This window comes from Streptomyces sp. NPDC021115 (genome assembly GCF_044333065.1).
Classification (GTDB): Bacteria; Actinomycetota; Actinomycetes; order Streptomycetales; family Streptomycetaceae; genus Streptomyces.
Genome location: NZ_JBIRQF010000002.1, coordinates 559,092 through 581,391, shown reverse-complemented (window position 1 = coordinate 581,391; position 22,300 = coordinate 559,092). Strand labels below are relative to the sequence as shown.

The following is a 22,300-nucleotide window of genomic DNA, read 5'->3' as shown; positions in this document are numbered from 1 at the left end:
TGACGGCGGACCCGTCAGCCCGGCGTGTCGCCCTCCACCCGCAGCCGCCACTGCCCGGCGCCGCCGGTGAGGGTGACGGTGGACAGCGGGGTCACGTCGACGTTCCAGTAGCAGTGCGGCGGCGCCTTGATGGCGTACATCAGGGCGGCGCGTATCACCCCGGGGTCGGCCACCGCGAGCATCTTGGCGTGCTCCTCGACCGGCCGGGTGTCCAGCCAGCCGCCGACCCGGGTGATGAACGCCAGCAGCGACTCCCCGCCGTGCGGCGCCGAGCGCGGGTCCCCGAGCCAGACGTCGACCTCGCGCGGCTCGCGCGCCATCACATCGGAGAGCGTACGGCCGCCCCAGCGGCCCATGTCCCAGTCGCGCAGGGCGAGTTGGACGAGCGGGGTGAAGCCGAGCGCGAGGCCGGTCTCCCGGCTGCGCGGCGACGGCGAGCAGTACCGCAGCTCGGCCGCGGCCAGCGGCAGCAGTACGGGCGCGGCGCGCTCGGCGGCGCGGCGGCCCGCCGCGTCCAGCGGCCGGTCGTCGCCGAAGCGCTCCCCGAGCCGCGAGGAGGTCGCGGCGGCGGCGACCAGCGTCAGCCGAAACGTCATTCGCGCATCGTATGGTCCGCCGGGGCACCGGGGGCAGGGTTCCGGGGAAAGCCCGGGCGTGAGGTGTGCGGGGCCTGGCCGAGCACCTCGTCGCAGGCGGTGCGCAAGCGGCGGGCGCCTTCGGCGAGTTCGGCGGTGCTCGCGACCGGGGCGAAGCTCAGGCGGACGTGGGGGGCGGGGGGCTCGGCGCTGAAGTACGGGCGGCCGGATGCCACGGCGACCCCGGCGCGCAGGGCGGCGGAGGCGAGGGCGGGCTCGTCGGTGCCGTGCGGGAGGCGCAGCCAGAGGTGGAAGCCGCCGGGTGGGACATGTGGTGGGGCGAGGTCGGGCAGCTCCCGGTGGACGGCCGTGGCCAGGGCCTCGCGGCGGGTGCGCAGCTCGGCGGCGACGGTACGCAGATGGCGCGGCCAGGAGGGGGCGCCGACCAGTTCGAGCGCGGCTTCCTGGAGCGGGCGGGGGACGAAGAAGCTGTCCACGACCTGGATCGCGCGCAGCCGCTCCAGCGCCGGGCCGCGGGCGGCGAGCGCGCCGACGCGGAGGCTGGGCGAGGTGGCCTTGGTGAGGGAGCGGACGTGGACCACCACCCCGTCGGGGTCGTCCGCGGCGAGGGCCGGGGGCAGCGGGGGCGCGTCCTCGTGGACGAGGTAGCGCGCGAAGTCGTCCTCGATCACGAACGCGCCCGCCTCGCGCGCGATCCGGATCACCTCGCGGCGCCGCTCGACGGAGAGCACCGCGCCGGTCGGGTTCTGGAACAGCGGCTGGCAGACGACGACGCGGGCGCCGCCCGCCCGCAGCGCCTCGGCGAGCAGATCGGTGCGGATGCCGTCGGCGTCGGCCGGTACGGGGACCGGGCGCAGCCCGGACGCGCGGGCGGCGGCGAGCATGCCGGGGTAGGTGGGCGACTCGACCAGGACGGGCGCGCCGGGCGGGGCGAGGGCGCGCAGCGCGCAGGTCAGCGCGGACTGGCCGCCCGCGGTGACCAGGACGTCGGCGGCGGTGACGGCACCGCCGCGGCCGCCGATCTGATGGGCGAACCAGGCGCGCAGCTCGGGCAGGCCCTCCATGGGCGGGCGGCCCCAGGCGCCCGGGCGGCGGCCCGCCCGGGCCAGGGCGGCGGCCAGGGCCCGTTCGGGCTGGAGCGAGGGATGCAGATAGCCGCTGTTCAGCTCCAGGATTCCGGGCGGCGGAGCGGCGAGGGTGGCCAGGACGCCCGAGGCGTCGACCGAGCGCGGGACGGATTCGCCGGGCGTCTCGACGCTCAGCGCGACCTCCTGCCAGGAGGTGTCCCCGGCCCGGGGCGCCTCGACCCGCGGCGCGGCCCGGAAGGCACCGGCGCCGGGCCGGGTGACGACCAGCCCCTCGGCGGCGAGCGCGGCCAGGGCGCGGGAGACGGTGACGGGGCTCACCCGGTGGCGTTCGACCAGGGCACGGCTGGAGGGCAACTTCTCACCGGGAGAGTAGCGGTTCAGATCCCGACGGAGCACTTCAGCCAGTTCGGCGACACTGCTACGCTCGTGCATGAGAGTAAACGATAGCGCTACTGCAGATGGCGCGATAGCGGTGAGCGGCACCGCCGCACCGACTACCGCGCCCACTGCATCCACCGCCACCACCGCCGACTCCCACGGCACCGCTCGCAGCGGGACGCTGCTGGCCGCCCTCGGAGTGGTCGCCTTCTCCCTCACCTTCCCCGGCACCGCCTGGGCGCTCGAAGGGCTCGGCCCCTGGTCGGTGACCACCTGCCGGGTGGTGCTCGCCGCGCTCGTGGCCGGGTCCGTGCTGGCCGCGCGGCGGGTGGCGCCGCCGGAGCGGCGCCACTGGCCCGGGCTGCTGGTGGTCGCGGCCGGGGTCGTGGTCGGGTTTCCGCTGCTGACCACGCTCGCGCTCCAGACCTCCACCACCTCCCACGCCGCCGTGGTCGTCGGGCTGCTGCCGCTCACCACGGCCGTCGTCTCCGCGTGGCGCACCGGGGCACGCCCCTCGCGCAGGTTCTGGGCGGCGGCGCTCACCGGGGCCGCGGTGGTGATCGGCTTCGCGGTGCAGCAGAGCGGCGGAACGCCGACCACCGGCGATCTGTATCTGTTCGGCGCGCTGCTGGTGTGCGCCGCGGGCTACGCGGAGGGCGGGCGGCTGGCCCGCTCCATGCCGGGCTGGCAGGTGATCGGCTGGGCGCTGGTGGCCTGCGTCCCGGTGGCCGTCCCCGGCGCGGCGCTCGCGCTGGCCGCCGAGGACGTCCACCTCGGCGGCCACGCCGTGGCCGGGCTGCTGTGGCTGGCGGTGGGCTCGCAGTTCGTGGGCCTGGTGGTCTGGTACCGCGGCATGGCCGCCATCGGCGTGGCCCGGGCCAGCCAGCTCCAGCTGGCCCAGCCGCTGCTGACCCTGGTGTGGTCGGTACTGCTGCTCGGCGAGCACATCGGCCCCGCCGCGCCGATCGCCGCCGTAGCGGTCCTGGTGTGCATCGGGGTGACGCAGCGGGGGTGACCGGCGGGCGCGCTCCGCGTGGAGCGGCCATAGACTGGCCACAGGGATCGCATTGCCCTCCGGGTAGCCGTACTACAGGAGGTCACGCAGATGGAGGCGACCGTAGGCGACAAGCTGCTGGTGCACGGCAGGGTTGTCGGATTGCACGACCGGACCGCAGAGATCATCGAAGTGCTCGGGGACCACGGCGAACCGCCGTACCGCGTCCGTTACGAGGACGACGGTCATGAATGCCTGTTCTCCCCGGGACCCGACTCCGTCGTACGTCACCTGCCCGCCGGACAGCGGCCGCGGTAGCAGCGGACCCGCGGCCGCGGGCCGGGCTCAGCGGGGCGGACGTACCCGGCACGGATAGTGGTCGGCGACCACGCGCGCCATGGCGCCGTTGCGGTCGGCGGCCACTTCCTTCGCCGAGAAGTACACGTTCCCCTTCACCTGCGGATGGTCCGCGCAGAGGGTGAGGTGCCCGGACAGCTCCGCCGGGTCCTGCCAGGGCGCGGGCTGCGCCGGATCGCCCGCCTTGTACAGCGCCTCGCCGATGTAGAGGTGCACGCCGGTGCCCCGCACCGCATCCGCCCACCAGGGCACGAGCTTGGCGTAGTCGGCGGCCGCGAAGCCGATGTTCCAGTAGACCTGCGGGACGACGTACGAGATCCAGCCCTCGCGCACCCAGCGCCGGGTGTCCGCGTACAGATCGTCGTACGTCTGCACCCCGGCGCGGGTGTCGGAGCCGAGCGGGTCGGTGGCGCGGTTGCGCCACACCGCGAAGGGGCTGATGCCGAAGCGCACCTGCGGCTTCAGCCGCTTGATCCGCGCGGCGGTCTCCCGCACCAGCAGGTCGATGTTGTTGCGCCGCCAGGCGGCCCGGTCGGGGAAGCCCGCGCCGTGGCGCGCGTACGCCGCGTCGTCGTCGAAGACCTGGCCCGCCACCGGATAGGGGTAGAAGTAGTCGTCCCAGTGGACGGCGTCGATGTCGTAGCGCGCGACCGCGTGCAGCATCGCGTCCTGGACGAAGCGGCGGACCTCGGGCAGTCCGGGGTTGTAGTACAGCTTGCCGCCATAACGCACGACCCACTCGGGGTGCAGCCGGGCCGGATGGGTGGGGAGCAGCTTCGTGGGGTCGGCGTGGTTGGCGATGCGGTACGGGTTGAACCAGGCGTGCAGCTCCAGACCGCGCCGGTGCGCCTCGCGCACCGCGGTGCCCAGCGGATCCCAGCCCGGGTCCTGGCCCTGTACCCCGGTCAGCCACTCCGACCAGGGCTCGTACGGGGACGGCCACAGCGCGTCGGCGGTGGGCCGGACCTGGAAGACGACCGCGTTGAGACGGCGCTCGACGGCGGTGTCGAGGAAGGCGAGCAGCGAGGCCCGCTGTTCGGCGGCGGGGAGCCCGGGGCGCGCCGGCCAGTCCCGGTTCGCGACCGTGGCCAGCCACATCCCGCGGAACTGTCTGCGGCGCCCCGGCCCGTCCGCCGCCGCCTCGCTCGCCGTGGCGGCCGTGACGGCCGTGGCCAGTGCCCCGGCGGCCGCGGCCGTCAGGCTTCGCCGTGTGATGCCCGTGATCCGACCCATGCTGACTCCTCACTCAGGCGCAACTCCCGCCGATGATGGGCGCCTTGGGAGCGGGCGGCAATGGCTACCTCCGGACTTCACTCTTCTCGCGGGGCCATCCGGCCGTTAGCATCGAAAGCACGCACGCATGGGAGCGCTCCCAACACATCACACCCCCACGCCCGGAGAGGAAGTTCCCGTGCGCAGCAGAGGCAGCAGCAGAGGCAGGAGAACACCGCTCGGCGCGCTCATGGCCGCGCTGGCACTCGTCGGCGGATTACTGACCGCGGCCGCCGCCCCCGCCGCGGCCCGCCCCGACGACTCCCCCACACCACGGCAGGTGGCGGAAAGCTACGGCTGGAAGAACGTCCGCATCGACGGCGGCGGTTTCGTCCCCGGCATCGTCTTCAACCGCAAGGAGAAGAACCTCGCCTACGCCCGCACCGACATCGGCGGCGCGTACCGCTGGGACCAGTCCGGCAAGCGGTGGGTGCCGCTGCTGGACTCGGTGGGCTGGGACCACTGGGGCTGGACCGGGGTGGTCAGCCTGGCCAGCGACCCGGTCGCGCCGGACAAGGTGTACGCGGCGGCCGGTACGTACACCAACAGCTGGGACCCGGGCAACGGCGCGGTCCTGCGCTCCTCCGACCGGGGCGCCACCTGGCAGTCGACGACGCTCCCCTTCAAGCTCGGCGGCAACATGCCGGGCCGCGGCATGGGTGAACGCCTCGCCGTCGACCCGAACCGCAACAGCGTGCTGTACCTCGGCGCGCCCAGCGGCAACGGCCTGTGGCGCTCCACCGACTCCGGGGTCAGCTGGTCGAAGGTGACCTCCTTCCCGAACCCCGGCAACTACGTCCAGGACCCGAGCGACACCAGCGGCTACGCGAGCGACAACCAGGGCGTGGTGTGGGTGACGTTCGACGAGCGCACCGGCTCGTCCGGGAGCGCCACGAAGACCATCTACGTGGGCGTGGCCGACAAGGACAACACGGTCTACCGCTCGACCGACGCGGGCGCCACCTGGTCACGCCTTGCCGGGCAGCCCACCGGCTACCTCTCCCACAAGGGCGTCCTGGACAGCAAAAACGGCTACCTCTACCTCACCACCAGCGACAAGGGCGGCCCGTACGACGGCGGGAAGGGCCAGGTGTGGCGGTACGCCACCGCGACCGGCGAGTGGAAGAACATCAGCCCCATGGCCGACGCCGACACCTACTTCGGCTACAGCGGGCTCACCGTGGACCGCCAGAAGCCCGGCACGCTCATGGTGACCGGCTACAGCTCCTGGTGGCCGGACACCCAGATCTTCCGCTCGACCGACTCCGGCGCCACCTGGACCCGGGCCTGGGACTACACCAGCTACCCGAACCGGTCCTTCCGCTACACCCAGGACATCTCGTCCGTCCCCTGGCTGTCCTTCGGCACCAACCCCAGCCCGCCCGAGGTCACCCCGAAGCTGGGCTGGATGACCGAGGCGCTGGAGATCGACCCGTTCGACTCCAACCGGATGATGTACGGCACCGGCGCGACGGTCTACGGCACCGAGAACCTGACCGCGTGGGACTCCGGCGGCCAGGCGAAGATCACGCCGATGGTGAAGGGCCTGGAGGAGACCGCGGTCAACGACCTGGCCAGCCCGCCGTCCGGCGCCCCGCTGCTGAGCGCGCTCGGCGACATCGGCGGCTTCCGCCACACCGATCTCGACACGGTGCCAGCGAAGATGTACGCCTCGCCGTCGTTCACCACGTCCACCAGTCTGGACTACGCCGAGAGCAGCCCGAACACCGTGGTGCGGGTGGGCAACAACGACACCGCCCCGCGCATCGCCTTCTCCACCGACAACGGCGCCAACTGGTTCCAGGGCACCGAACCGCCCGGTGTCACCGGCGGCGGCACGGTGGCCGCGGCGGCGGACGGCAGCGGCTTCGTCTGGAGCCCGGACGGCGCCTCGTCCGTCTACCGCACCACCGGCTTCGGCAACTCCTGGACGGCGTCGAGCGGCATCCCGGCGGGGGCGGTGGTCGAGTCCGACCGCAAGAACCCCAAGAAGTTCTACGGCTACAAGTCGGGCACCTTCTATGCGAGCACCGACGGCGGCGCGACCTTCACCGCCAAGGCGACCTCCGGGCTGCCCGCCGAGAGCGTGCGCTTCAAGGCGGTACCGGGCGCGGAGGGCGACATCTGGCTCGCGGGCGGCACGGCGAGCGGCGCGTACGGGCTGTGGCACTCCACGGACTCCGGCGCGACCTTCACCAAGGTGCCCGGCGTCGAGCAGGCCGACACCATCGGCTTCGGCAAGGCAGCGCCCGGCGCCTCTTACCAGGCGCTCTACACCAGCGCGAAGATCGGCGGGGTGCGCGGCATCTTCCGCTCCACCGACGCCGGGAAGAGCTGGACCCGGATCAACGACGACGCCCACCAGTGGGGCTGGACCGGCGCCACCATCACCGGCGACCCACGGGTCTACGGCCGGGTCTACGTCGGGACGAACGGCCGCGGAATCCTGCGCGGGGACGTGCCGTAGGAATGTGACGCAGAGACGTGTCGTAACGGCCCGATCAGCACACCGTGAACACGGGCGGGCCGGGGCGGGCCAATGCCGCCCCGGCCCGTCCCCCACGCCTAACCGGAGGGTAACGTCTGCGGCGACAGGGGGATCACGAGCTCAGCGAAAGGCACGATGTGACCGACATCGAACGCGTCGGAGTAGTGGGCTGCGGCCAGATGGGAGCGGGCATCGCGGAGGTGTGTGCGCGATCGGGCCTTGAGGTCAAGGTCGCGGAGACCACCGGCGAGGCCCTGGAGATCGGCCGTACCCGCCTGACCACCTCCCTCGACAAGGCCGCCGCCCGCGGCAAGATCACCGAGGAGGAGCGGGACGCGACGCTGGAGCGGCTGAGCTTCACCACCGACCTCGGGGAGTTCGCCGACCGCGATCTGGTCATCGAGGCCGTCGTCGAGAGCGAGCAGATCAAGACCGAGATCTTCCAGGTGCTGGACCAGGTGGTGACCCGCCCGGACGCGATCCTCGCCTCCAACACCTCGTCCATCCCGCTGGTCAAGCTGGCCGTCGCGACCTCCCGCCCGGACCAGGTCATCGGCATCCACTTCTTCAACCCGGCGCCGGTGCAGTCGCTGGTCGAGCTGATCCCGGCGCTCACCACCGGCGAGGAGACCATCAAGCGGTCCGAGGCGCTGGTCGAGGGCGTGCTCGGCAAGCACGCGATCCACGCGCTGGACCGGGCCGGTTTCGTCGTCAACGCGCTGCTGATCCCGTATCTGCTGTCGGCCATCCGGATGTACGCCTCCGGGGTCGCCACCCGCGAGGACATCGACAACGGCATGGAGATGGGCTGCGCCCATCCGATGGGCCCGCTCAAGCTGTCCGACCTGATCGGCCTGGACACCATCGCGGCCATCGCCGACTCGATGTACTCGGAGTACAAGGAGCCGCTGTACGCCGCTCCCCCGCTGCTGCTGCGCATGGTCGACGCGGGGCGGCTCGGCCGTAAGACGGGCTCGGGCTTCTACGAGTACTGATACGGGCGGTCAGTCGCCCGTGTCCAGGTCCTCCCCCGCGTCCGCGCCGAGGACGCCGTCCAGCTCGGAGATCTCACCGACAAGCCGGAGCACATCGCCGGTGCCCTCCAGGGCGAGCTGCACCTCGGCGACGCCGGTGTCCGCGGGGCGGGCCTCCTCCTCGGCCCGGACCACCCGGGTCGTACGGTCCCGGCCCTTCCAGGGCGCCCGGTCCACCCGCACCCGCTGCACGGTGAATCCGGCGGCGGTGCACAGCTCCAGGACGCGTGGCAGCAGCCCGCTGCCCACCCGGTAGGAGAGCTGGACCTCGACCCGCTCGGCCGACCACACGGGCGACATGCGCCGGGTGAGCAGCGGATAGCCGCGCACCACCAGGAAGTGGACCGCGGTGGCCGCGGTGGCCAGCAGCGCCAGCCCGCCACCGCAGGCCATTCCCACGGCACAGGTCAGCCAGATGGTGGCGGCGGTGGTCAGACCGCGTACCGCGTCCCGCCGCACGAAGATCAGTCCGCCGCCGATGAAGCCGATGCCGGAGACGATCTGCGCCGCCACCCGGGACGGGTCCAGAGTGATGTGCTCCCGCAACAGCACATCGGCGAAGCCGTACTGGGACACCTGCATGAACAGCGCGCTGCCCACGCCCACCAGGGTGTGGGTGCGCAAGCCCGCGCTCTTCTGCTGCACCGCGCGTTCCAGTCCGATGAGGGTGGACAGCACCAGCGCGATGCCGAGTTCGGCGAACTGCCGGACGCCCTGGTCGGCGCCGAATTCCCACATCGGAGCGGCGATCTGTGACACGTCGCACCTCGCTCTCTGGACGGCCTGTGCTCATCGGTACGGACTGTGACGACGCGGCCCGGGGACGATCACATCACCCGTACCCGACATCGGCCCGAAGGCACGGGAAGCGGAACGGTAACCGCACCCGTCGGCCCTGGTACACCCCGGATTCGCACGGGGTGTGCGCCGGTGACTCACACACAATCCCCACACACTCTCCCGCGCCGCCCCGTTACGCGGTTGACTCGGAGCGTGAACAGTGCAGCACGGACGTACATCCGGAAGGGGAGCAAACCCGTGACCACCGAGCCCGAGCAGTCCGCGTCAGCCGTGGAGCTCGCGGAACTCCGCCGGAGCGTCGAAGTGGGCTTCGCCCGCGTCGACGGCCGGCTCATCCTGCACGACCACCGCGGAGAGCAGTCGGAGGAGGAGCTGGACCAGTTGGCCGGGCGCGTCCGCGTCCTGGAGCACGGGCGCTGGCCGTTGCCCTCCATCGCCGCTCTGACGGGGGTATCCGCGCTGGCGCTGGCGGTGTGGCAGGCGGCGGGACACTAGCCGTTCGCGGCCGGTGCCCCGACGCCTGCCGTGGTCCGCGCGGTGGGGTTCAGCCCAGGCGGATGTGGTGGAGCAACAGCAGGGCAGCCGCCATGTTCGCCGCCGGCACCTCACCGCGCGCGACCAGGTCGGGCACCACCTTCAGCGGAACCCATTCGCGGCGGTCCGACTCGAAGTCGTCCTCCGGGGGACCGACGTACTCGGCCTCCTCGGCCCAATAGATGTGGTGCCGGGCGTCGGTGAGCCCGTTGGACGGCTCCACGGAGAGCAGATGCCGCAGCGGTCCCGGGCGCCAGCCGGTCTCCTCCTCCATCTCGCGCGCCGCCGCGATCTCGATGTCCTCACCGTCCTCGACGACACCCGCGGCCAGTTCCCAGCCCCAGTTGTCGGTGATGAAACGGTGCCGCCACAGCAGCAGTACTTCGTTCGCCTCGTTCACGACCGTCGCCACGGCCACCGGCCGCAAGCGGATCAGATAGTGGTCCAGATGACGGCCGTCGGGGAGTCTGACGTCAGCGAGGTTGACCCGGAACCATCGGTTCTCGTACACGGTCTGCTCCGTGAGATTCTTCCATCGCATTGGTCGGCCACCTTCCGTCGGAGAGATGGCAATCCTCGCGGCCAACCGCTGACGAGGGCGCGGCCACGGTGGGGGCCGCGCGGTGGCGGCCGCGGTCAGAGCGGCACGCGCAGGGCTCCGTCGATGAGTTCGGCGGCCTCGTGCGTCGCGGCGCACCCGTGGGCTGCCAGGTGCTCGCGTACCGCGCGGAGCCGGTCGCGTAACCGCTGGGATTCCATGCCGCGGGCCCTTTCGGTCATCTCGACCGCGGTGGCGCCCGCCCGGTCCGCGTCTCCCTGGCGCAGTTCGATGTGGGTGAGCATGGCGAGCCGGTGCACCCGGCCCCGGTCGTGGGCGGGCGTGCCGACCGCGGCGGTGGCGTGCTCCCGGGCGGCGCCGAGGTCGCCGAGGCTGAGCAGCGCCTCCGCGACCTGGATGTTGACCAGGCCCGGCTGCACATAGCCGGTCTCGTCGGGCTCCTGGCCTGGCTTGATGCGCTCGGCGGCGGTCTCGGCGCGCCGGATGCAGGCCAGGGCGCTGTGCCCGTCGCCGAGCCGGGCGTACGACTTGGCCTGCATCGCGTACAGATCGGCGGCGAGCGCCGGGGTGATCTGGGAACCCGCTGCGCGCAGCGCCGATTCGGCGAACGCGACGGCCTGCCGGAACTCCATCATGAACAGCGACTGGGTGACGAGCAGCGCTATCACATACGCGCCCAGCCCCCGGTCGCCGCTGGCCTTGGCGAGCCGCAGGGCCTGGTGGAAGTAGCGCTGGGCCAGGCCGTGGGCGTTGGAGTCGTACGCGCAGATCCCGGCGATGGCGACCAGCCCGCCGGTCGCCCGGTGCAGCTGGCGGCCCATGTCGTCGCCGTACGCGCCGCGCAGCAGGGGCGCGGTCTCGGAGTTGAGGAAGCCCACGACCCGGGCTCTGGTCGCGATGCCGCCCGCCTTGCGGTACATCTGCTCGTAGTGGGCGCGGGCGGCGCGCAGCATCTCCAGGTCGGTCATCGACACGCGGGTGAGGCCGTGGCGGGAGACGTCCGAGTCCTCGGGCGGGTTCTCCCACTCCCACACCGGGATCACGGCGGGCGTGCCGGTGACCGCGGGGGCTCCTATGACGTGCGGGCGCTGCTGTTCGTCCGAGCGCCACAGCGCGGTGGCGCGCTCGACGAAGCCGGACAGCGGGGTGGCGGGGGCGCGCGGGGTGCCGGGGGTGCCGAGGCCGATGTCGTCGAGGGTGAGGGCGCGGTGCAGCCGCTCGCCGAGCACCTCGCAGATGAGGTCCGGCACCTGGCCGCGCGGCCGCTGTCCCTTCAGCCAGCGGGCCACGGCGGTGTGTTCGTACCGCAGTTTCATGCCGCGTGCCCGGCCCGCCTCGTTGATGTGGGCGGCCAGCCCTGCGTGGGAGATCCCGGCCTCGTCGAGTACGGAGTCGAGCAGTGTGTTGGGCTCCATGTCGCCCTCCCGGTGGACTCTGCGCCTCTCAGCGTAGTGAAGTCCGTTTCACACGGGGTGTGAAGCTCGCGGGCAGCGGGCAGCGGTCGTTGCGCAGCGCCACCAGCGCGATGTCGTCGGCGAGCCGTCCGCCGGTGTGCCGCAGCACGGCGGTGCGCAGTGCCCCGACGACCGCGGCGGGAACGATCGGTCCGCTCCCGGCCGCCTCGCCGAGGGCGCGGCGCAGCGGGAAGAACGTGCCGTGCGCGTCCCGCGCGTCCTCTGCGCCGTCGGTGTGCAGCACGAGCGCGTCCCCGGGGCGCAGTGCGGTGCAGCGGGCCAGGGGCAGTTCGGCGGGGAGCGGGAAGAGGCCGAGCGGCGGCAGGACGTCCCCTGGCGTGGTCTGCCGGGCCATCGCCGGGCCGACGGGCTGCTCGTAGAGCCGGTACGGCCACGGGTGACCGCAGTTGAGCGCGGTCACCTCCCCCGCGGGGCCGATCTCCAGCAGCAGGACGGTCACGAACTCCTCGCCGTGATCGTCGCCGAGGTGGCGGCGCAGCGCCCGGTCCAGCCGCCTGAGGACACCGGCGAGTTCGGCCTCCTCGTGCGCCGCCTCGCGGAAGCTGCCGAGCACGGCGGCGACGGTGCCGATGGCGGCCAGGCCGTGGCCGCGTACGTCCCCGATGACGGCCCGCACGCCGTGCGCGGTGGCCAGCACCTCGTACAGATCGCCGCCGAGCGCGGTGCCGCGGCTGGCCGACAGACAGCCGCCCGCCATCTCGATCCCGTCCAGCCGCGACGGCAGCGGCCGCAGCACCACCTCCTGTGCGGCGACGGCCACTTCGCGCGCCCGCTCCAGCTCCCGGACCAGCCGCCGAACCGCGTACGCGAGGGCGGGTACGGCGGCCAGCAGCGCACCGCAGAGCCCGTGCCGCTGCCCCACGACGACGCAGCCGACCGCCCATACCGCCGCCAGCGTCAGCCCGCGCTTCCGCCCGCACACCGCCCTGGTCCCGATCATGCGCAGCCCCCACTCGCAGCCAACCGCGACGATTCTCGCGACAGCCACTGCCAAAAGGACCGGCCCCCTCCGATTCTCACCCGATCGTGTGACGTTGTGGGCAACCGTCCCGCACGGTTGTGGGCAATCGTTCCGCGAGGGGGCACCTCCCAGCGGTAGCTGGGGGAGGGACGGGTGGGCACAACCCACCCACCGGCCCGCACCCGCCCACGAAACCCCAGGTGGCAAAGCGAAGGGGCGCACCCCGGGTACCGGGATGCGCCCCTGGGCGTGGTGCTGAGGTCAGGCCCCGCGCAACGTCGCGCCCGTGCGATCGGCAGCAGCGGCCACCGCAGCGTCGCGGGCGACCGCGACCTCATCCGCAGTCAGGGTGCGATCCGCCGCCCGGAACCGCAGCGCGTACGCCAGCGACTTCTTGCCCTCGCCCAGCTGCTCACCGGTGAAGACATCGAACAGACGCAGGGATTCGAGCAGTTCGCCCGCCCCCTCACGCAGCGCCTTCTCGACATCGGCCGCGGCGGCCGAGTCGTCCACGACGAGGGCGACGTCCTGGGTGGCCACCGGGAAGGTGGACACGCGGGGAGACGTCACCGCGCCGCCACCGGCGCGCTCCAGACGGTCCAGCTCCAGCTCCATCGCGCAGGTGCGCTCCGGAAGGCCGAGCGCCTTGGTGACGCGCGGGTGCAGCTCGCCCGCGTTGCCGACGAGGATCTCCTCGCCGTCGACGACGGCGAGCAGCGCGGCGCAGCGGCCCGGGTGCCACGGGTCCTGCTGGTCCTGGCGGACGATCAGCTCGACGCCCGCCTCACGGGCCACGGTGCGGCCCGCCTCGACGGCGTCGGCCCAGCTGACCGGGGTGCCCTTGCCCCACCAACCGGCCTGCTGCCGCTCGCCCGCGAGGACGGTGGCGACGCGCCGGGGCTGGCTGGGGAGCGCGGCGTCGAGCTGGGCGATCTCCTCGTCCGACGGCCGGTGGTCGACGGGGAGGCGGACGGCCGGGGGCTCGTCGCCGGTGGCACGGAAGACGAGACCGGTCTCGAACAGCGCGAGGTCACTCTCGCCGCGCCCGGCGTTGCGGCGCAGCGCGGCGAGCAGGCCGGGCAGCAGGGTGGTGCGCAGCGCGGGCTCGGCGTCCGAGAGCGGGTTGACCAGGCGGACCAGGTCGCGCCGCGGGTCGTCGGCGGCGAGGCCGAACTGGTTCAGCACCTCCTCGCCGATGAACGGGTAGTTCAGCGCCTCGACGTAACCGGCCCCGGCCAGCGCCCGGCCGACCCGGCGGTGCAGCCGCTGACGCTCGGTCAGCCCGCGGCCGGACGGCGGCTGCGGCAGGGTGGAGGGCAGGTTCTCGTAGCCCTCCAGCCGGATGACCTCCTCGGCGAGGTCGTTGGGGTCGCGCAGGTCGGGCCGCCAGCTGGGCACGGTGACGGTGAGGTCGTCCGTGCCGTAGACGTCGCAGCCGATCTGCTGGAGGCGCCGCACCACGGTCTCCCGGCCGTACGCCACGCCCGCGACCCGGTCCGGGTGGTCGGCGCGCACGGTGATGGTGTGCGGGGCGCTCGGCGAGATGACCTCGGTGACGCCCGCCTCGGCGGAGCCGCCCGCGAGCAGCACCAGCAGGTCGACGGTGCGCTGCGCGGCCGCGGAGGTGGCCTCCGGGTCGCTGCCGCGCTCGAACCGCTTGGACGCCTCGGAGGACAGCTTGTGACGGCGGGCGGTGCGGGCGATCGAGACCTGGGCGAAGTGCGCGGCCTCGATGACGACCTCGGTGGTGCCCGTCGCCTCGGCGGCGTCCGCGATCTCGGTGGTGGCACCGCCCATGACCCCGGCGAGGCCGATCGGCCCGCTGTCGTCGGTGATGACCAGGTCCTCGGCGTCCAGGACGCGCTGGGTGCCGTCGAGGGTGGTGAGCTTCTCGCCCGGCTCGGCGCGGCGCACGCCGATCGCGCCGGTCACCCGGGAGCGGTCGTAGGCGTGCAGCGGCTGGCCGATCTCCAGCATCACGTAGTTGGTGATGTCGACGGTGAGCGAGACGGGGCGCATGCCCGCCTTCTGGAGCCGCCGCTGGAGCCAGATCGGGGAGCGGGCCTCCGGGTCGAGCCCGGTGACCGTACGGGCGGTGAAGCGGTCGCAGCCGACCGGGTCGGCGACCTTGACCGGGTAGCCGTGGCTGTTGGGCGCGGGCACGTCCAGCAGGGCCGGGTCGCGCAGCGGCAGCTCGTAGGCGATGGCGGTCTCGCGGGCGACGCCGCGCATCGACAGGCAGTAGCCCCGGTCGGGGGTGACCGCGATGTCCAGGACCTCGTCGACGAGCTGCAGCAGCTCGATCGCGTCGGTGCCCACCTCGGACTCCGGCGGCAGCACGATGATGCCGCCGCTGCCGTCGTCGCCCATGCCCAGCTCGTCGCCGGAGCAGATCATGCCGTGCGAGGTCTTGCCGTAGGTCTTGCGCGCGGAGATCGCGAAGCCGCCGGGCAGTTCGGCACCGGGCAGCACGACGACGACCTTGTCGCCGACCGCGAAGTTCCGGGCGCCGCAGACGATGTTCTGCTGCTCGCCGGTGCCGTTGGCCTGACCGACGTCCACCTGGCAGTAGCGGATGGGCTTCTTGAACCCCTCCAGCTCCTCGATGGCCAGCACCTGGCCGACCACCAGCGGGCCCTTGAGCCCGGCGCCCAGCTGCTCGACCGTCTCGACCTCAAGGCCGGCGGCGACGAGCTTGGCCTGCACGTCGCGGCCGGTCTCACCGGCCGGCAGGTCGACGTATTCCCGCAGCCACGAAAGCGGGACCCGCATCAGATCTCCATCCCGAACGGCCTGGTGAAGCGCACGTCACCCTCGACCATGTCTCGCATGTCTTCCACGTTGTGCCGGAACATCAGCATCCGCTCGATGCCGAAGCCGAAGGCGAACCCGCTGTACTTCTCCGGGTCGAGGCCGCAGGCGACGAGCACCCGCGGGTTGACCATGCCGCAGCCGCCCAGCTCGATCCAGCCCTCGCTGGAGCAGGTGCGGCACGGGCGGTCCGGGTTGCCGACGGACTCGCCGCGGCACACGTAGCACCGCATGTCCATCTCGGCGGACGGCTCGGTGAACGGGAAGAAGTTCGGCCGCAGCCGGGTGTCCATGCCCTCGCCGAACAGCGCCCGCACCATGTGGTCGAGCGTGCCCTTGAGGTCGGCCATGGTCAGGCCCTCGTCGATGGCCAGCAGCTCGACCTGGCTGAAGACGGGGGTGTGGGTGGCGTCCAGCTCGTCGGTGCGGAAGGTGCGGCCGGGGCAGATCACATAGATCGGCGGCTTCCGGTCGATCATCGACCGGATCTGCACCGGCGAGGTGTGCGTCCGCAGCACCACTCCGGACGGCTCGTTCTTCTCGGCTCCCCGGACGAAGAAGGTGTCCTGCATCTCCCGGGCGGGGTGGTCCGGCGGAAAGTTGAGCGCGTCGAAGTTGAACCACTCGGCCTCGACCTCCGGGCCCTCGGCCACCTCGTAGCCCATGGCCACGAAGACGTCCTCGATGCGCTCGGAGAGCGTGGTGATGGGGTGGCGGGCGCCGGCCGGGGTGCGGTCGTACGGCAGCGTGACGTCCACCGCCTCCTCGACCAGCACCCGGGCGTCGCGCTCCGCCTCCAGCTCCGCCTGCCGGGCCTTCAGGGCCTGGGTGACCTGGCCGCGGGCCTGGCCGACGCGCTTGCCCGCGTCCGCCTTGGCGTGCGGCGGCAGGGCGCCGATCTCGCGGTTGGCGAGGGCGAGCGGCGAGCGGTCGCCGGTGTGGGCGACCTTCACCTCGCGCAGCGCCTCGAGGTCCCCCGCGGCGGCGATGGCGTCCAGCGCCTCGTCCCGCATCCGGGCGATCTCTTCCGGTTTCAGTGCCTCGACCTCGACAGGGTCGTACGACTTATTGGGTGCCGACATCTCTTCCCGTGCTTCCAGTTGGCTGGCTGCGCGACCCCGCTCGAAACGGCTGCGACGCTTGCGACCACAAAGCGACCGCAGGGGACGCCAAAGGTGCCAAAGCCCGAGTCTAAGGGGCGCAGGGGGTCTGCTGTTCCGGGGGAAGCCCGTGGGGACGGTCAGGCCAGATAGGCCGGGGTGCCCACGGGCAACGTAAATCGGAACTCGGCGCCGCCCCCGGCGGCCCGTCCGACGGTGATCGTCCCGCCGTGCGCCTCGACGATGCCCTTGACGATGTAGAGCCCGAGGCCGGTGCCGCCGCGTTTGCTGCCCCGCCAGAAGCGGGTGAAGACGCGGCTCATCGACTCCTCCGGGATACCGGCGCCCTCGTCGCTCACGGTGATGGCGGTCCTTTCGACAACGGGGCCGTCCGCCGCTGGGCGGTGCGGTGCGGGGGCCACCTCGATGGTGACAGTACCCTCGCCGTGCCGCACCGCGTTTTCCAGCAGGTTGCCCAGCACCTGGTCGATCTTGTCCGGATCGGCCCACAGACCGGGCAGCGGGCCCCGCACCTTGATCAGGAACCGTTCGGCGGTCTGCCCCGCCGAGGTGAGCGCCTGCACATGGCGGCGCACGGCGGCCGCGACGTCCACCGGCTGGCGGCGCACCTCAAGACGCCCGGAGTCGATCCGGGAGATGTCCAGCAGCTCGGCGATCAGCCGGGTGACCCGGTTGGCGTCGGAGTCGACCGTCTCCAGCATCAGCCGCTTCTGGTCGTCCGTGAACCGCTCCCACTTCGCCAGCAGGGTGGCCGTGAAACCTTTCACGGACGTCAGCGGGGAGCGCAGCTCGTGCGCCACCGTCGCGATCAGCTCGGCGTGGCTGCGCTCGGTGCGGCGCCGGGCCTCGGTGCCGCGCAGCGAAATGACGAGGCGGCGCACGGGTCCGGTCGGCCGCTCGCGTACGTAACGGGCCGAGACCAGGACCTCGTGGCCGCCGGGCAACAGCAGGTTGCGCTCGGGCTGGCCCACGCGGGTGGCCAGCCCTCCGTACGGATCGGTCAGCGCCCACCAGCGCCGGCCGTCCAGGTCCTCTAACGGAAGCGCGCGCTCCAGCCGCTGGCCGATGGCGTCCGCGGGGCGGATGGCGGTGATGCGGGCCGCCGCCGCGTTGAAGCAGGTGACGTGGCCCGTCTCGTCGGCCACCACCAGGCCGTCGGGCAGATCGTCCGGGTGCAGGCCGAGCGCGGCCAGCGCCTCGTACGGGTCGTGCGGAGCCTGCTCGTCGCGCCCCGCCGTGCCGGGCTCCCGCTTGTGTCCGGGCGCGTGGGCATCGGCCGCGGCCACCCTCGCGCCGGAGGTCCTGACGTCCATCCCCACACCCCCTCCTGGGCCTCGTGTGGGGGCAAACCCTACTAGGTCCCCGTCACGGAACGGCACCCTGTGGGAGCGCGCTGCGCACGAGCGGAGGCGTAGAGGCACACGGCGGCGGCCGTCGCGAGGTTGAGGCTCTCGGCTCTGCCGTGGATCGGAACGCGCACCACCTCGTCCGCGAGTGCGCGGGTAGCCTCCGGCAGGCCCCATGCCTCGTTGCCGAAGATCCACGCGGTGGGCGCGCCGAGCACGCCGTCGTCCAGCTCCTCGTCCAGGTCCCGCTCCCCCGCCCCGTCCGCGGCCAGCACCCGCGCCCCGGCCTCGCGGAGGCCGCCGACGGCCTGCTCGACGGGGACGCCGGTGGCCACCGGGAGGTGGAACAGCGAGCCCACGGAGGCGCGCACCGCCTTCGGGTTGTACGGGTCAACGGACGCGTCCGTGAACACCACCGCGTCCGCCCCGGCGGCGTCCGCGCACCGCAGCACGGTCCCGGCGTTGCCCGGGTCGCGTACGTTCGCCAGCACGGCCACCAGGCGGGGGCGGGCCCGCAGGATCTCCTCGAACGGCGAGTCCAGGAAGCGGCACAGGCCCACGATGCCCTGGGGGGTGACCGTGTCGGACATCTCCGCGATCACGTCGTCGGACGCGGTGAGGACGGGGATGCGGGCCTCTCGGGCGGCCTCGATGATCTCGGTGTGCCGGGCGGCGGCGTCGGGCGTCGCGTACACCTCGATCAGGTGCGCGATCGCCTCGCGGACGGCCTGCGGGCCCTCCACGATGAAGCGGCGCTCCTTGCCGCGGAAGCTGCGCTTGGCGAGCCGTCTGGCCGTGGTGACGCGCGGCGATCGCAGGGACGTCAGCTCGGGGGTCGCCATGTTTGGGTGCGCGCCTTCTCGTTGCGGTGTGGTGGTGGCGGGGGCGGGTTTTCCCCCACCCCGCCCCTTCCCGAAACCGGGGGCAAGCCCCCGGACCGTGGGGGCCTCGTCGCCGAGCGCGGCCCGGTGACCGGTTCGGCGGCCGCCGGTGCCCCTGCGGGTTTCGTCGCCGAGCGCGCCCAGGTGGCCGTGGTTGTGCCCCTGCGGGTCTCGTCGCCACGTGCGGCCCGGTGGCCGGTTGTGCCCACCCGTCCCTCCCCAGCTACCGCCGGGAGGTGCCCCCTCGCGGGACGCCTGCCCACAACCGGGGCAGCGTGACCTGGTTGTGGGCAATCGTTCCGCGGGGCGGAACGGGTGGGCACAACCCGGCCACCGGGCCGCACCCGGCGACGATGCCGCAGGGGGCACCCGCGGACGCCGAAACGGCCACCGGGCCGCAGACGGGAGCGTGGGAGGGCCCGCAGGTGGGTTTACCTGCGGGCCCTGGGTGCCGAGGGTCAGGCCGCCTTGGGGGCGTTGACGTCGCTCGGCAGCGCCTTCTGCGCCGCCTCGACCAGCGCGGCGAACGCGTTGGCGTCGTTGACCGCGAGGTCGGCGAGGATCTTGCGGTCCACCTCGATGTTGGCGGCCTTCAGACCCTGGATGAAGCGGTTGTACGTCATGCCGTTGGCGCGGGCAGCGGCGTTGATGCGCTGGATCCACAGCTGCCGGAAGTCGCCCTTGCGCTTCTTGCGGTCGTTGTAGTTGTAGACCAGGGAGTGGGTGACCTGCTCCTTGGCCTTGCGGTACAGGCGGGAGCGCTGGCCCCGGTAGCCGCTGGCCTGCTCGAGGATCGCCCGGCGCTTCTTGTGGGCGTTGACTGCCCGCTTGACGCGTGCCACTTGTTTAACTCCTTGTACGGGGCCGTGGGTGGACTCACACGGCCCGGAAACGAATAGGTCCCGGTCGGCCTGACGTGCGCCCCGCCGGTTCGGCGGGGCGGGGCGTCACTTGCCGAGAAGCTTCTTGATCTTCTTGGCGTCGGCCGGAGCCATCTCGGTCTTACCGGCCAGGCGGCGCGTCAGCGTGGACGGCTTGTGCTCGAGAAGGTGGCGGCGACCGGCGCGCTGGCGCATGACCTTGCCGGAGCCGGTGACCTTGAAACGCTTGCTGGCACCGCTGTGCGTCTTGTTCTTCGGCATGTCGCCGTTCACTCCTCGTCGGGGGCGCTCTCCGGGCGGCCGGAGGCGCGGGGGGTACCGCGATCCGGCGTACGGAGGCGTCTTGTGGTTCGGTTGATGTCCGGGACCGGGGTCCCGGGCGGGGTGGGCGGTCGAGGCTCGCGCCTCGCGGTCACGCCTCTGCAGGCTCCTCGGCGGGCTCCTCGGCCTCCGCGACACCGCCCTGGCGCTCGGCCTTACGGGCGGCCTGCGCCTCACGGGCTTCGGCCATCGCCTCGGTCTTCTTCTTGTGCGGACCGAGAACCATGATCATGTTTCGGCCGTCCTGCTTGGGGTTGGACTCCACGAAGCCCAGCTCCTGGACGTCCTCAGCGAGCCGCTGCAACAGCCGGTAGCCGAGCTCGGGCCGGGACTGCTCACGGCCACGGAACATGATCGTGATCTTGACCTTGTCGCCCTGCTTGAGGAACCGGACGACGTGACCCTTCTTGGTGTCATAGTCGTGCGGGTCGATCTTCGGCCGGAGCTTCATCTCCTTGATGACCGTGTGCGCCTGGTTCTTGCGCGCCTCACGGGCCTTCATGGCCGACTCGTACTTGAACTTTCCGTAGTCCATGAGCTTGCAGACCGGCGGGCGAGCGTTCGCCGCCACCTCGACGAGGTCGAGGTCGTACTCCTGCGCAAGCTCCAGGGCCTTGGCAAGCGGCACAATGCCGACCTGCTCGCCACTGGGACCGACGAGTCGCACCTCGGGGACGCGAATCCGGTCGTTGATGCGGGGCTCGGCGCTGATGGATCCTCCTCGGTTGCACCACGCGACCGTCTGGCGGACTGCCGCGTTACGTCTGTATAGAGACCACCGAGCCGAGAAACACAAAACGCCCCGGACGGTACACAGGCGGGGCTCCTCACTGACCGGGAGCACCGCCGCGATATCACCGCGGGGCGCAGCCTGACCGATGACCTGCCGACCCGAGGTCGGGAGGTGGGAGTGCGGAGCCTCCACTTGTGGGCCGGACACGCGAGTGACCGGCCGGTCGCTTACCAACGATACCAGCACCCGCGCGGGACGCTCACCGGGCCGGGCAGTATGACGGCGGCGGGGCCCGTCGTCCATGTCACACACCCGGTTGTCCAGACCGGTACGAGCGGCCGCCGGGCGGCGTCCTAGGGTGGAGCCCATCATCCACCAGGAAGCGAGCCTTCGACCACCATGAGCGACGCCAACAGCGGGCAGCCCGCCCCCGACTTCGACCGTATGACCCGGGACATCGCGGACGTGCCCGCGGTCGAGGTGATCACGACGGTCGCGGTGCACCTGATGAGCGCCGCGGCGGTGAACCTGGGGCTGGCCGAGGAGGGCCCGCAGCACAAGGACCTGGACGAGGCGCGCAAGCTGATCCACGCGCTCGCCGGTCTGATCACGGCGAGCGCCACCGAGATCAGCTCCTTCCACGCGGCCCCGCTGCGGGACGGCCTGAAGTCGCTCCAGCTCGCCTTCCGCGAGGCCTCGGCCGTCCCGGACGAGCCGGGTCAGGGGCCCGGTGAGAAGTTCACCGGGCCGGTCTTCTGAGCCTTCTGATCCGGGACGGGCGCCCCCGCCTCACGCCGCCTCCGGGCCCTTCGCCTCGGGGCCGCCCGCCTCGGGCCGGTGCCCGCCGCGCATCCGCCCCCAGGGGCCGGGCCGTGGCTCGGTGACCTGCTCCTCCTCGGCCTGACCCGCCGGGTGGAGATGGGTGAAGCGGTGGACGACGGCCGCGAGCACCCCGCCGACCATGGGCGCGACCAGGAACAGCCACAGCTGGGAGAGCGCCCCGCCGCCCGCGAACAGCGCCGGGCCGAGGCTGCGCGCCGGGTTCACCGAGGTCCAGGTCAGCGGGATGCCGACCAGGTTGACGGCGGCGAGCGCGAGCCCCACCGGCACCGGTTCGTTACCGGTCATCACGATCTTCCGGGTCACCGTGAGGAAGACGAAGACCAGCAGGAACGTGAGCAGCACTTCGGCGAGGAACGCCCCGCCCGCGCCGATGCCCACCGGGGACCGGCCGCCGTAGCCGTTGCTGCCGAACGCGTCGGCCGTGCGCAGCCTCGGCACCTGCTTGGCGAGCAGATAGAGCACGGCCGCGCCGACGATCCCGCCGACCAGCTGCGCGACCCAGTACTCGGCGGCCTTGCGGAGGTTGATCCGCCCGGCCAGCAGCGCCCCCAGGGTGACCGCAGGGTTGATGTGGCAGCCGGAGATGCGGCCGAACGCGTAGGCGAGCGCGATGAGGGTGAAGCCGAAGGCGAGCGAGATGCCGACGGCGTTGATGTAGTCACCCGCCAGGACCAGGGAACCGACGCCGAAGAGGACCAGCAGCGCGGTTCCGGTGAATTCCGATACGACCGTTCTCGTCTCCATGGCGTTCTCCTCGCATCGCTCGGACCGCCAGTTGCCCTATGCATTGTGGGGCGTATCGGGTGATTCTGCCTGCCGGTGACCG

Annotated in this window: 21 protein-coding genes; 6 read left to right on the top strand and 15 right to left on the bottom strand. The window is 72.5% G+C overall.

The window, feature by feature from the left end:
• Positions 1-14 precede the first annotated feature (14 nt).
• Both ACH4TL_RS08200 and ACH4TL_RS08195 read right to left on the bottom strand, forming a co-directional pair.
• Positions 15-596, bottom strand: coding sequence for a histidine phosphatase family protein (locus ACH4TL_RS08200; protein WP_398310098.1), 582 nt, complete (start codon positions 594-596; stop codon positions 15-17).
• On the bottom strand, positions 593-2,116 hold the full coding sequence (locus ACH4TL_RS08195; RefSeq protein ID WP_398310101.1) for a PLP-dependent aminotransferase family protein: 1,524 nt from the start codon (positions 2,114-2,116) through the stop codon (positions 593-595). Before ACH4TL_RS08195 ends, ACH4TL_RS08200 begins: the two co-directional genes overlap by 4 nt.
• Here ACH4TL_RS08195 and ACH4TL_RS08190 point away from each other — a divergent pair.
• Together ACH4TL_RS08190 and ACH4TL_RS08185 are read left to right on the top strand one after the other, a co-directional pair.
• Positions 2,115-3,077: a DMT family transporter gene (locus ACH4TL_RS08190; protein ID WP_398310105.1), complete on the top strand. Its 963-nt coding sequence runs from the start codon at positions 2,115-2,117 to the stop codon at positions 3,075-3,077. The genes ACH4TL_RS08195 and ACH4TL_RS08190 overlap by 2 nt on opposite strands.
• A 90-nt stretch (positions 3,078-3,167) precedes the next feature.
• Complete coding sequence (locus ACH4TL_RS08185) at positions 3,168-3,374, top strand: DUF1918 domain-containing protein (protein ID WP_398310108.1); 207 nt, start codon at positions 3,168-3,170, stop codon at positions 3,372-3,374.
• Between the two features lie 27 nt (positions 3,375-3,401).
• Here the strand turns inward: ACH4TL_RS08185 and ACH4TL_RS08180 are convergent, their stop codons facing one another.
• On the bottom strand, positions 3,402-4,646 hold the full coding sequence (locus tag ACH4TL_RS08180) for a glycoside hydrolase family 10 protein (RefSeq protein WP_398310111.1): 1,245 nt from the start codon (positions 4,644-4,646) through the stop codon (positions 3,402-3,404).
• A 229-nt stretch (positions 4,647-4,875) separates the two neighbouring features.
• On the opposite strand from ACH4TL_RS08180, the gene ACH4TL_RS08175 reads away from it, so the two are divergent.
• Positions 4,876-7,152 carry a xyloglucanase gene (locus tag ACH4TL_RS08175; protein WP_398311545.1) on the top strand — a complete coding sequence of 759 codons (2,277 nt, stop codon included), beginning with the start codon at positions 4,876-4,878 and terminating at the stop codon, positions 7,150-7,152.
• Between the two features lie 158 nt (positions 7,153-7,310).
• The gene (locus tag ACH4TL_RS08170) at positions 7,311-8,168 is read left to right on the top strand and encodes a 3-hydroxybutyryl-CoA dehydrogenase (protein ID WP_398310114.1); all 858 of its coding nucleotides are present in this window, start codon (positions 7,311-7,313) and stop codon (positions 8,166-8,168) included.
• Between the two features lie 9 nt (positions 8,169-8,177).
• Here the strand turns inward: ACH4TL_RS08170 and ACH4TL_RS08165 are convergent, their stop codons facing one another.
• The gene (locus ACH4TL_RS08165) at positions 8,178-8,966 is read right to left on the bottom strand and encodes an MgtC/SapB family protein (RefSeq protein WP_398310117.1); all 789 of its coding nucleotides are present in this window, start codon (positions 8,964-8,966) and stop codon (positions 8,178-8,180) included.
• Positions 8,967-9,245: 279 nt separating this feature from the next.
• Between ACH4TL_RS08165 and ACH4TL_RS08160 the strand changes: the two genes are divergently transcribed.
• Entirely contained in the window at positions 9,246-9,503 is a 258-nt protein-coding gene (locus ACH4TL_RS08160; RefSeq protein ID WP_398310120.1) for a hypothetical protein, read from the top strand.
• A 49-nt stretch (positions 9,504-9,552) separates the two neighbouring features.
• On the opposite strand, the gene ACH4TL_RS08155 is transcribed toward ACH4TL_RS08160, so the two are convergent.
• From ACH4TL_RS08155 to infC, 10 genes are all read right to left on the bottom strand, one after another.
• Positions 9,553-10,083: an NUDIX hydrolase gene (locus ACH4TL_RS08155; RefSeq protein ID WP_398310123.1), complete on the bottom strand. Its 531-nt coding sequence runs from the start codon at positions 10,081-10,083 to the stop codon at positions 9,553-9,555.
• A gap of 95 nt (positions 10,084-10,178) precedes the next feature.
• On the bottom strand, positions 10,179-11,516 hold the full coding sequence (locus tag ACH4TL_RS08150; RefSeq protein WP_398310126.1) for a transcriptional regulator: 1,338 nt from the start codon (positions 11,514-11,516) through the stop codon (positions 10,179-10,181).
• A 28-nt stretch (positions 11,517-11,544) separates the two neighbouring features.
• Positions 11,545-12,516 (bottom strand): PP2C family protein-serine/threonine phosphatase, encoded by a 972-nt coding sequence (locus ACH4TL_RS08145; protein ID WP_398310129.1) that lies wholly within the window; start codon positions 12,514-12,516, stop codon positions 11,545-11,547.
• Between the two features lie 282 nt (positions 12,517-12,798).
• Positions 12,799-15,309: a phenylalanine--tRNA ligase subunit beta gene (pheT, locus tag ACH4TL_RS08140; protein ID WP_398310132.1), complete on the bottom strand. Its 2,511-nt coding sequence runs from the start codon at positions 15,307-15,309 to the stop codon at positions 12,799-12,801.
• Complete coding sequence (gene pheS, locus ACH4TL_RS08135) at positions 15,309-16,430, bottom strand: phenylalanine--tRNA ligase subunit alpha (protein WP_398310135.1); 1,122 nt, start codon at positions 16,428-16,430, stop codon at positions 15,309-15,311. The genes pheT and pheS overlap by 1 nt, the downstream gene beginning before the upstream one ends.
• Positions 16,431-16,588: 158 nt before the next feature.
• Positions 16,589-17,782 carry a sensor histidine kinase gene (locus tag ACH4TL_RS08130; RefSeq protein WP_398310138.1) on the bottom strand — a complete coding sequence of 398 codons (1,194 nt, stop codon included), beginning with the start codon at positions 17,780-17,782 and terminating at the stop codon, positions 16,589-16,591.
• A gap of 41 nt (positions 17,783-17,823) precedes the next feature.
• Complete coding sequence (locus ACH4TL_RS08125) at positions 17,824-18,657, bottom strand: TrmH family RNA methyltransferase (protein WP_398310141.1); 834 nt, start codon at positions 18,655-18,657, stop codon at positions 17,824-17,826.
• Positions 18,658-19,154: 497 nt separating this feature from the next.
• Positions 19,155-19,538, bottom strand: a complete 384-nt coding sequence (rplT, locus tag ACH4TL_RS08120; protein ID WP_009713826.1) for a 50S ribosomal protein L20 — start codon at positions 19,536-19,538, stop codon at positions 19,155-19,157.
• 105 nt (positions 19,539-19,643) lie between these two features.
• Positions 19,644-19,838, bottom strand: coding sequence for a 50S ribosomal protein L35 (gene rpmI, locus ACH4TL_RS08115; protein ID WP_385442681.1), 195 nt, complete (start codon positions 19,836-19,838; stop codon positions 19,644-19,646).
• 151 nt (positions 19,839-19,989) lie between these two features.
• The gene (infC, locus tag ACH4TL_RS08110) at positions 19,990-20,610 is read right to left on the bottom strand and encodes a translation initiation factor IF-3 (RefSeq protein WP_398311548.1); all 621 of its coding nucleotides are present in this window, start codon (positions 20,608-20,610) and stop codon (positions 19,990-19,992) included.
• Positions 20,611-21,030: 420 nt separating this feature from the next.
• On the opposite strand from infC, the gene ACH4TL_RS08105 reads away from it, so the two are divergent.
• Positions 21,031-21,390, top strand: a complete 360-nt coding sequence (locus ACH4TL_RS08105; RefSeq protein WP_398310145.1) for a DUF1844 domain-containing protein — start codon at positions 21,031-21,033, stop codon at positions 21,388-21,390.
• Between the two features lie 30 nt (positions 21,391-21,420).
• Here ACH4TL_RS08105 and ACH4TL_RS08100 read toward each other — a convergent pair whose 3' ends face one another.
• The gene (locus tag ACH4TL_RS08100) at positions 21,421-22,218 is read right to left on the bottom strand and encodes an MIP family channel protein (RefSeq protein WP_398310148.1); all 798 of its coding nucleotides are present in this window, start codon (positions 22,216-22,218) and stop codon (positions 21,421-21,423) included.
• Positions 22,219-22,300: the final 82 nt, after the last annotated feature.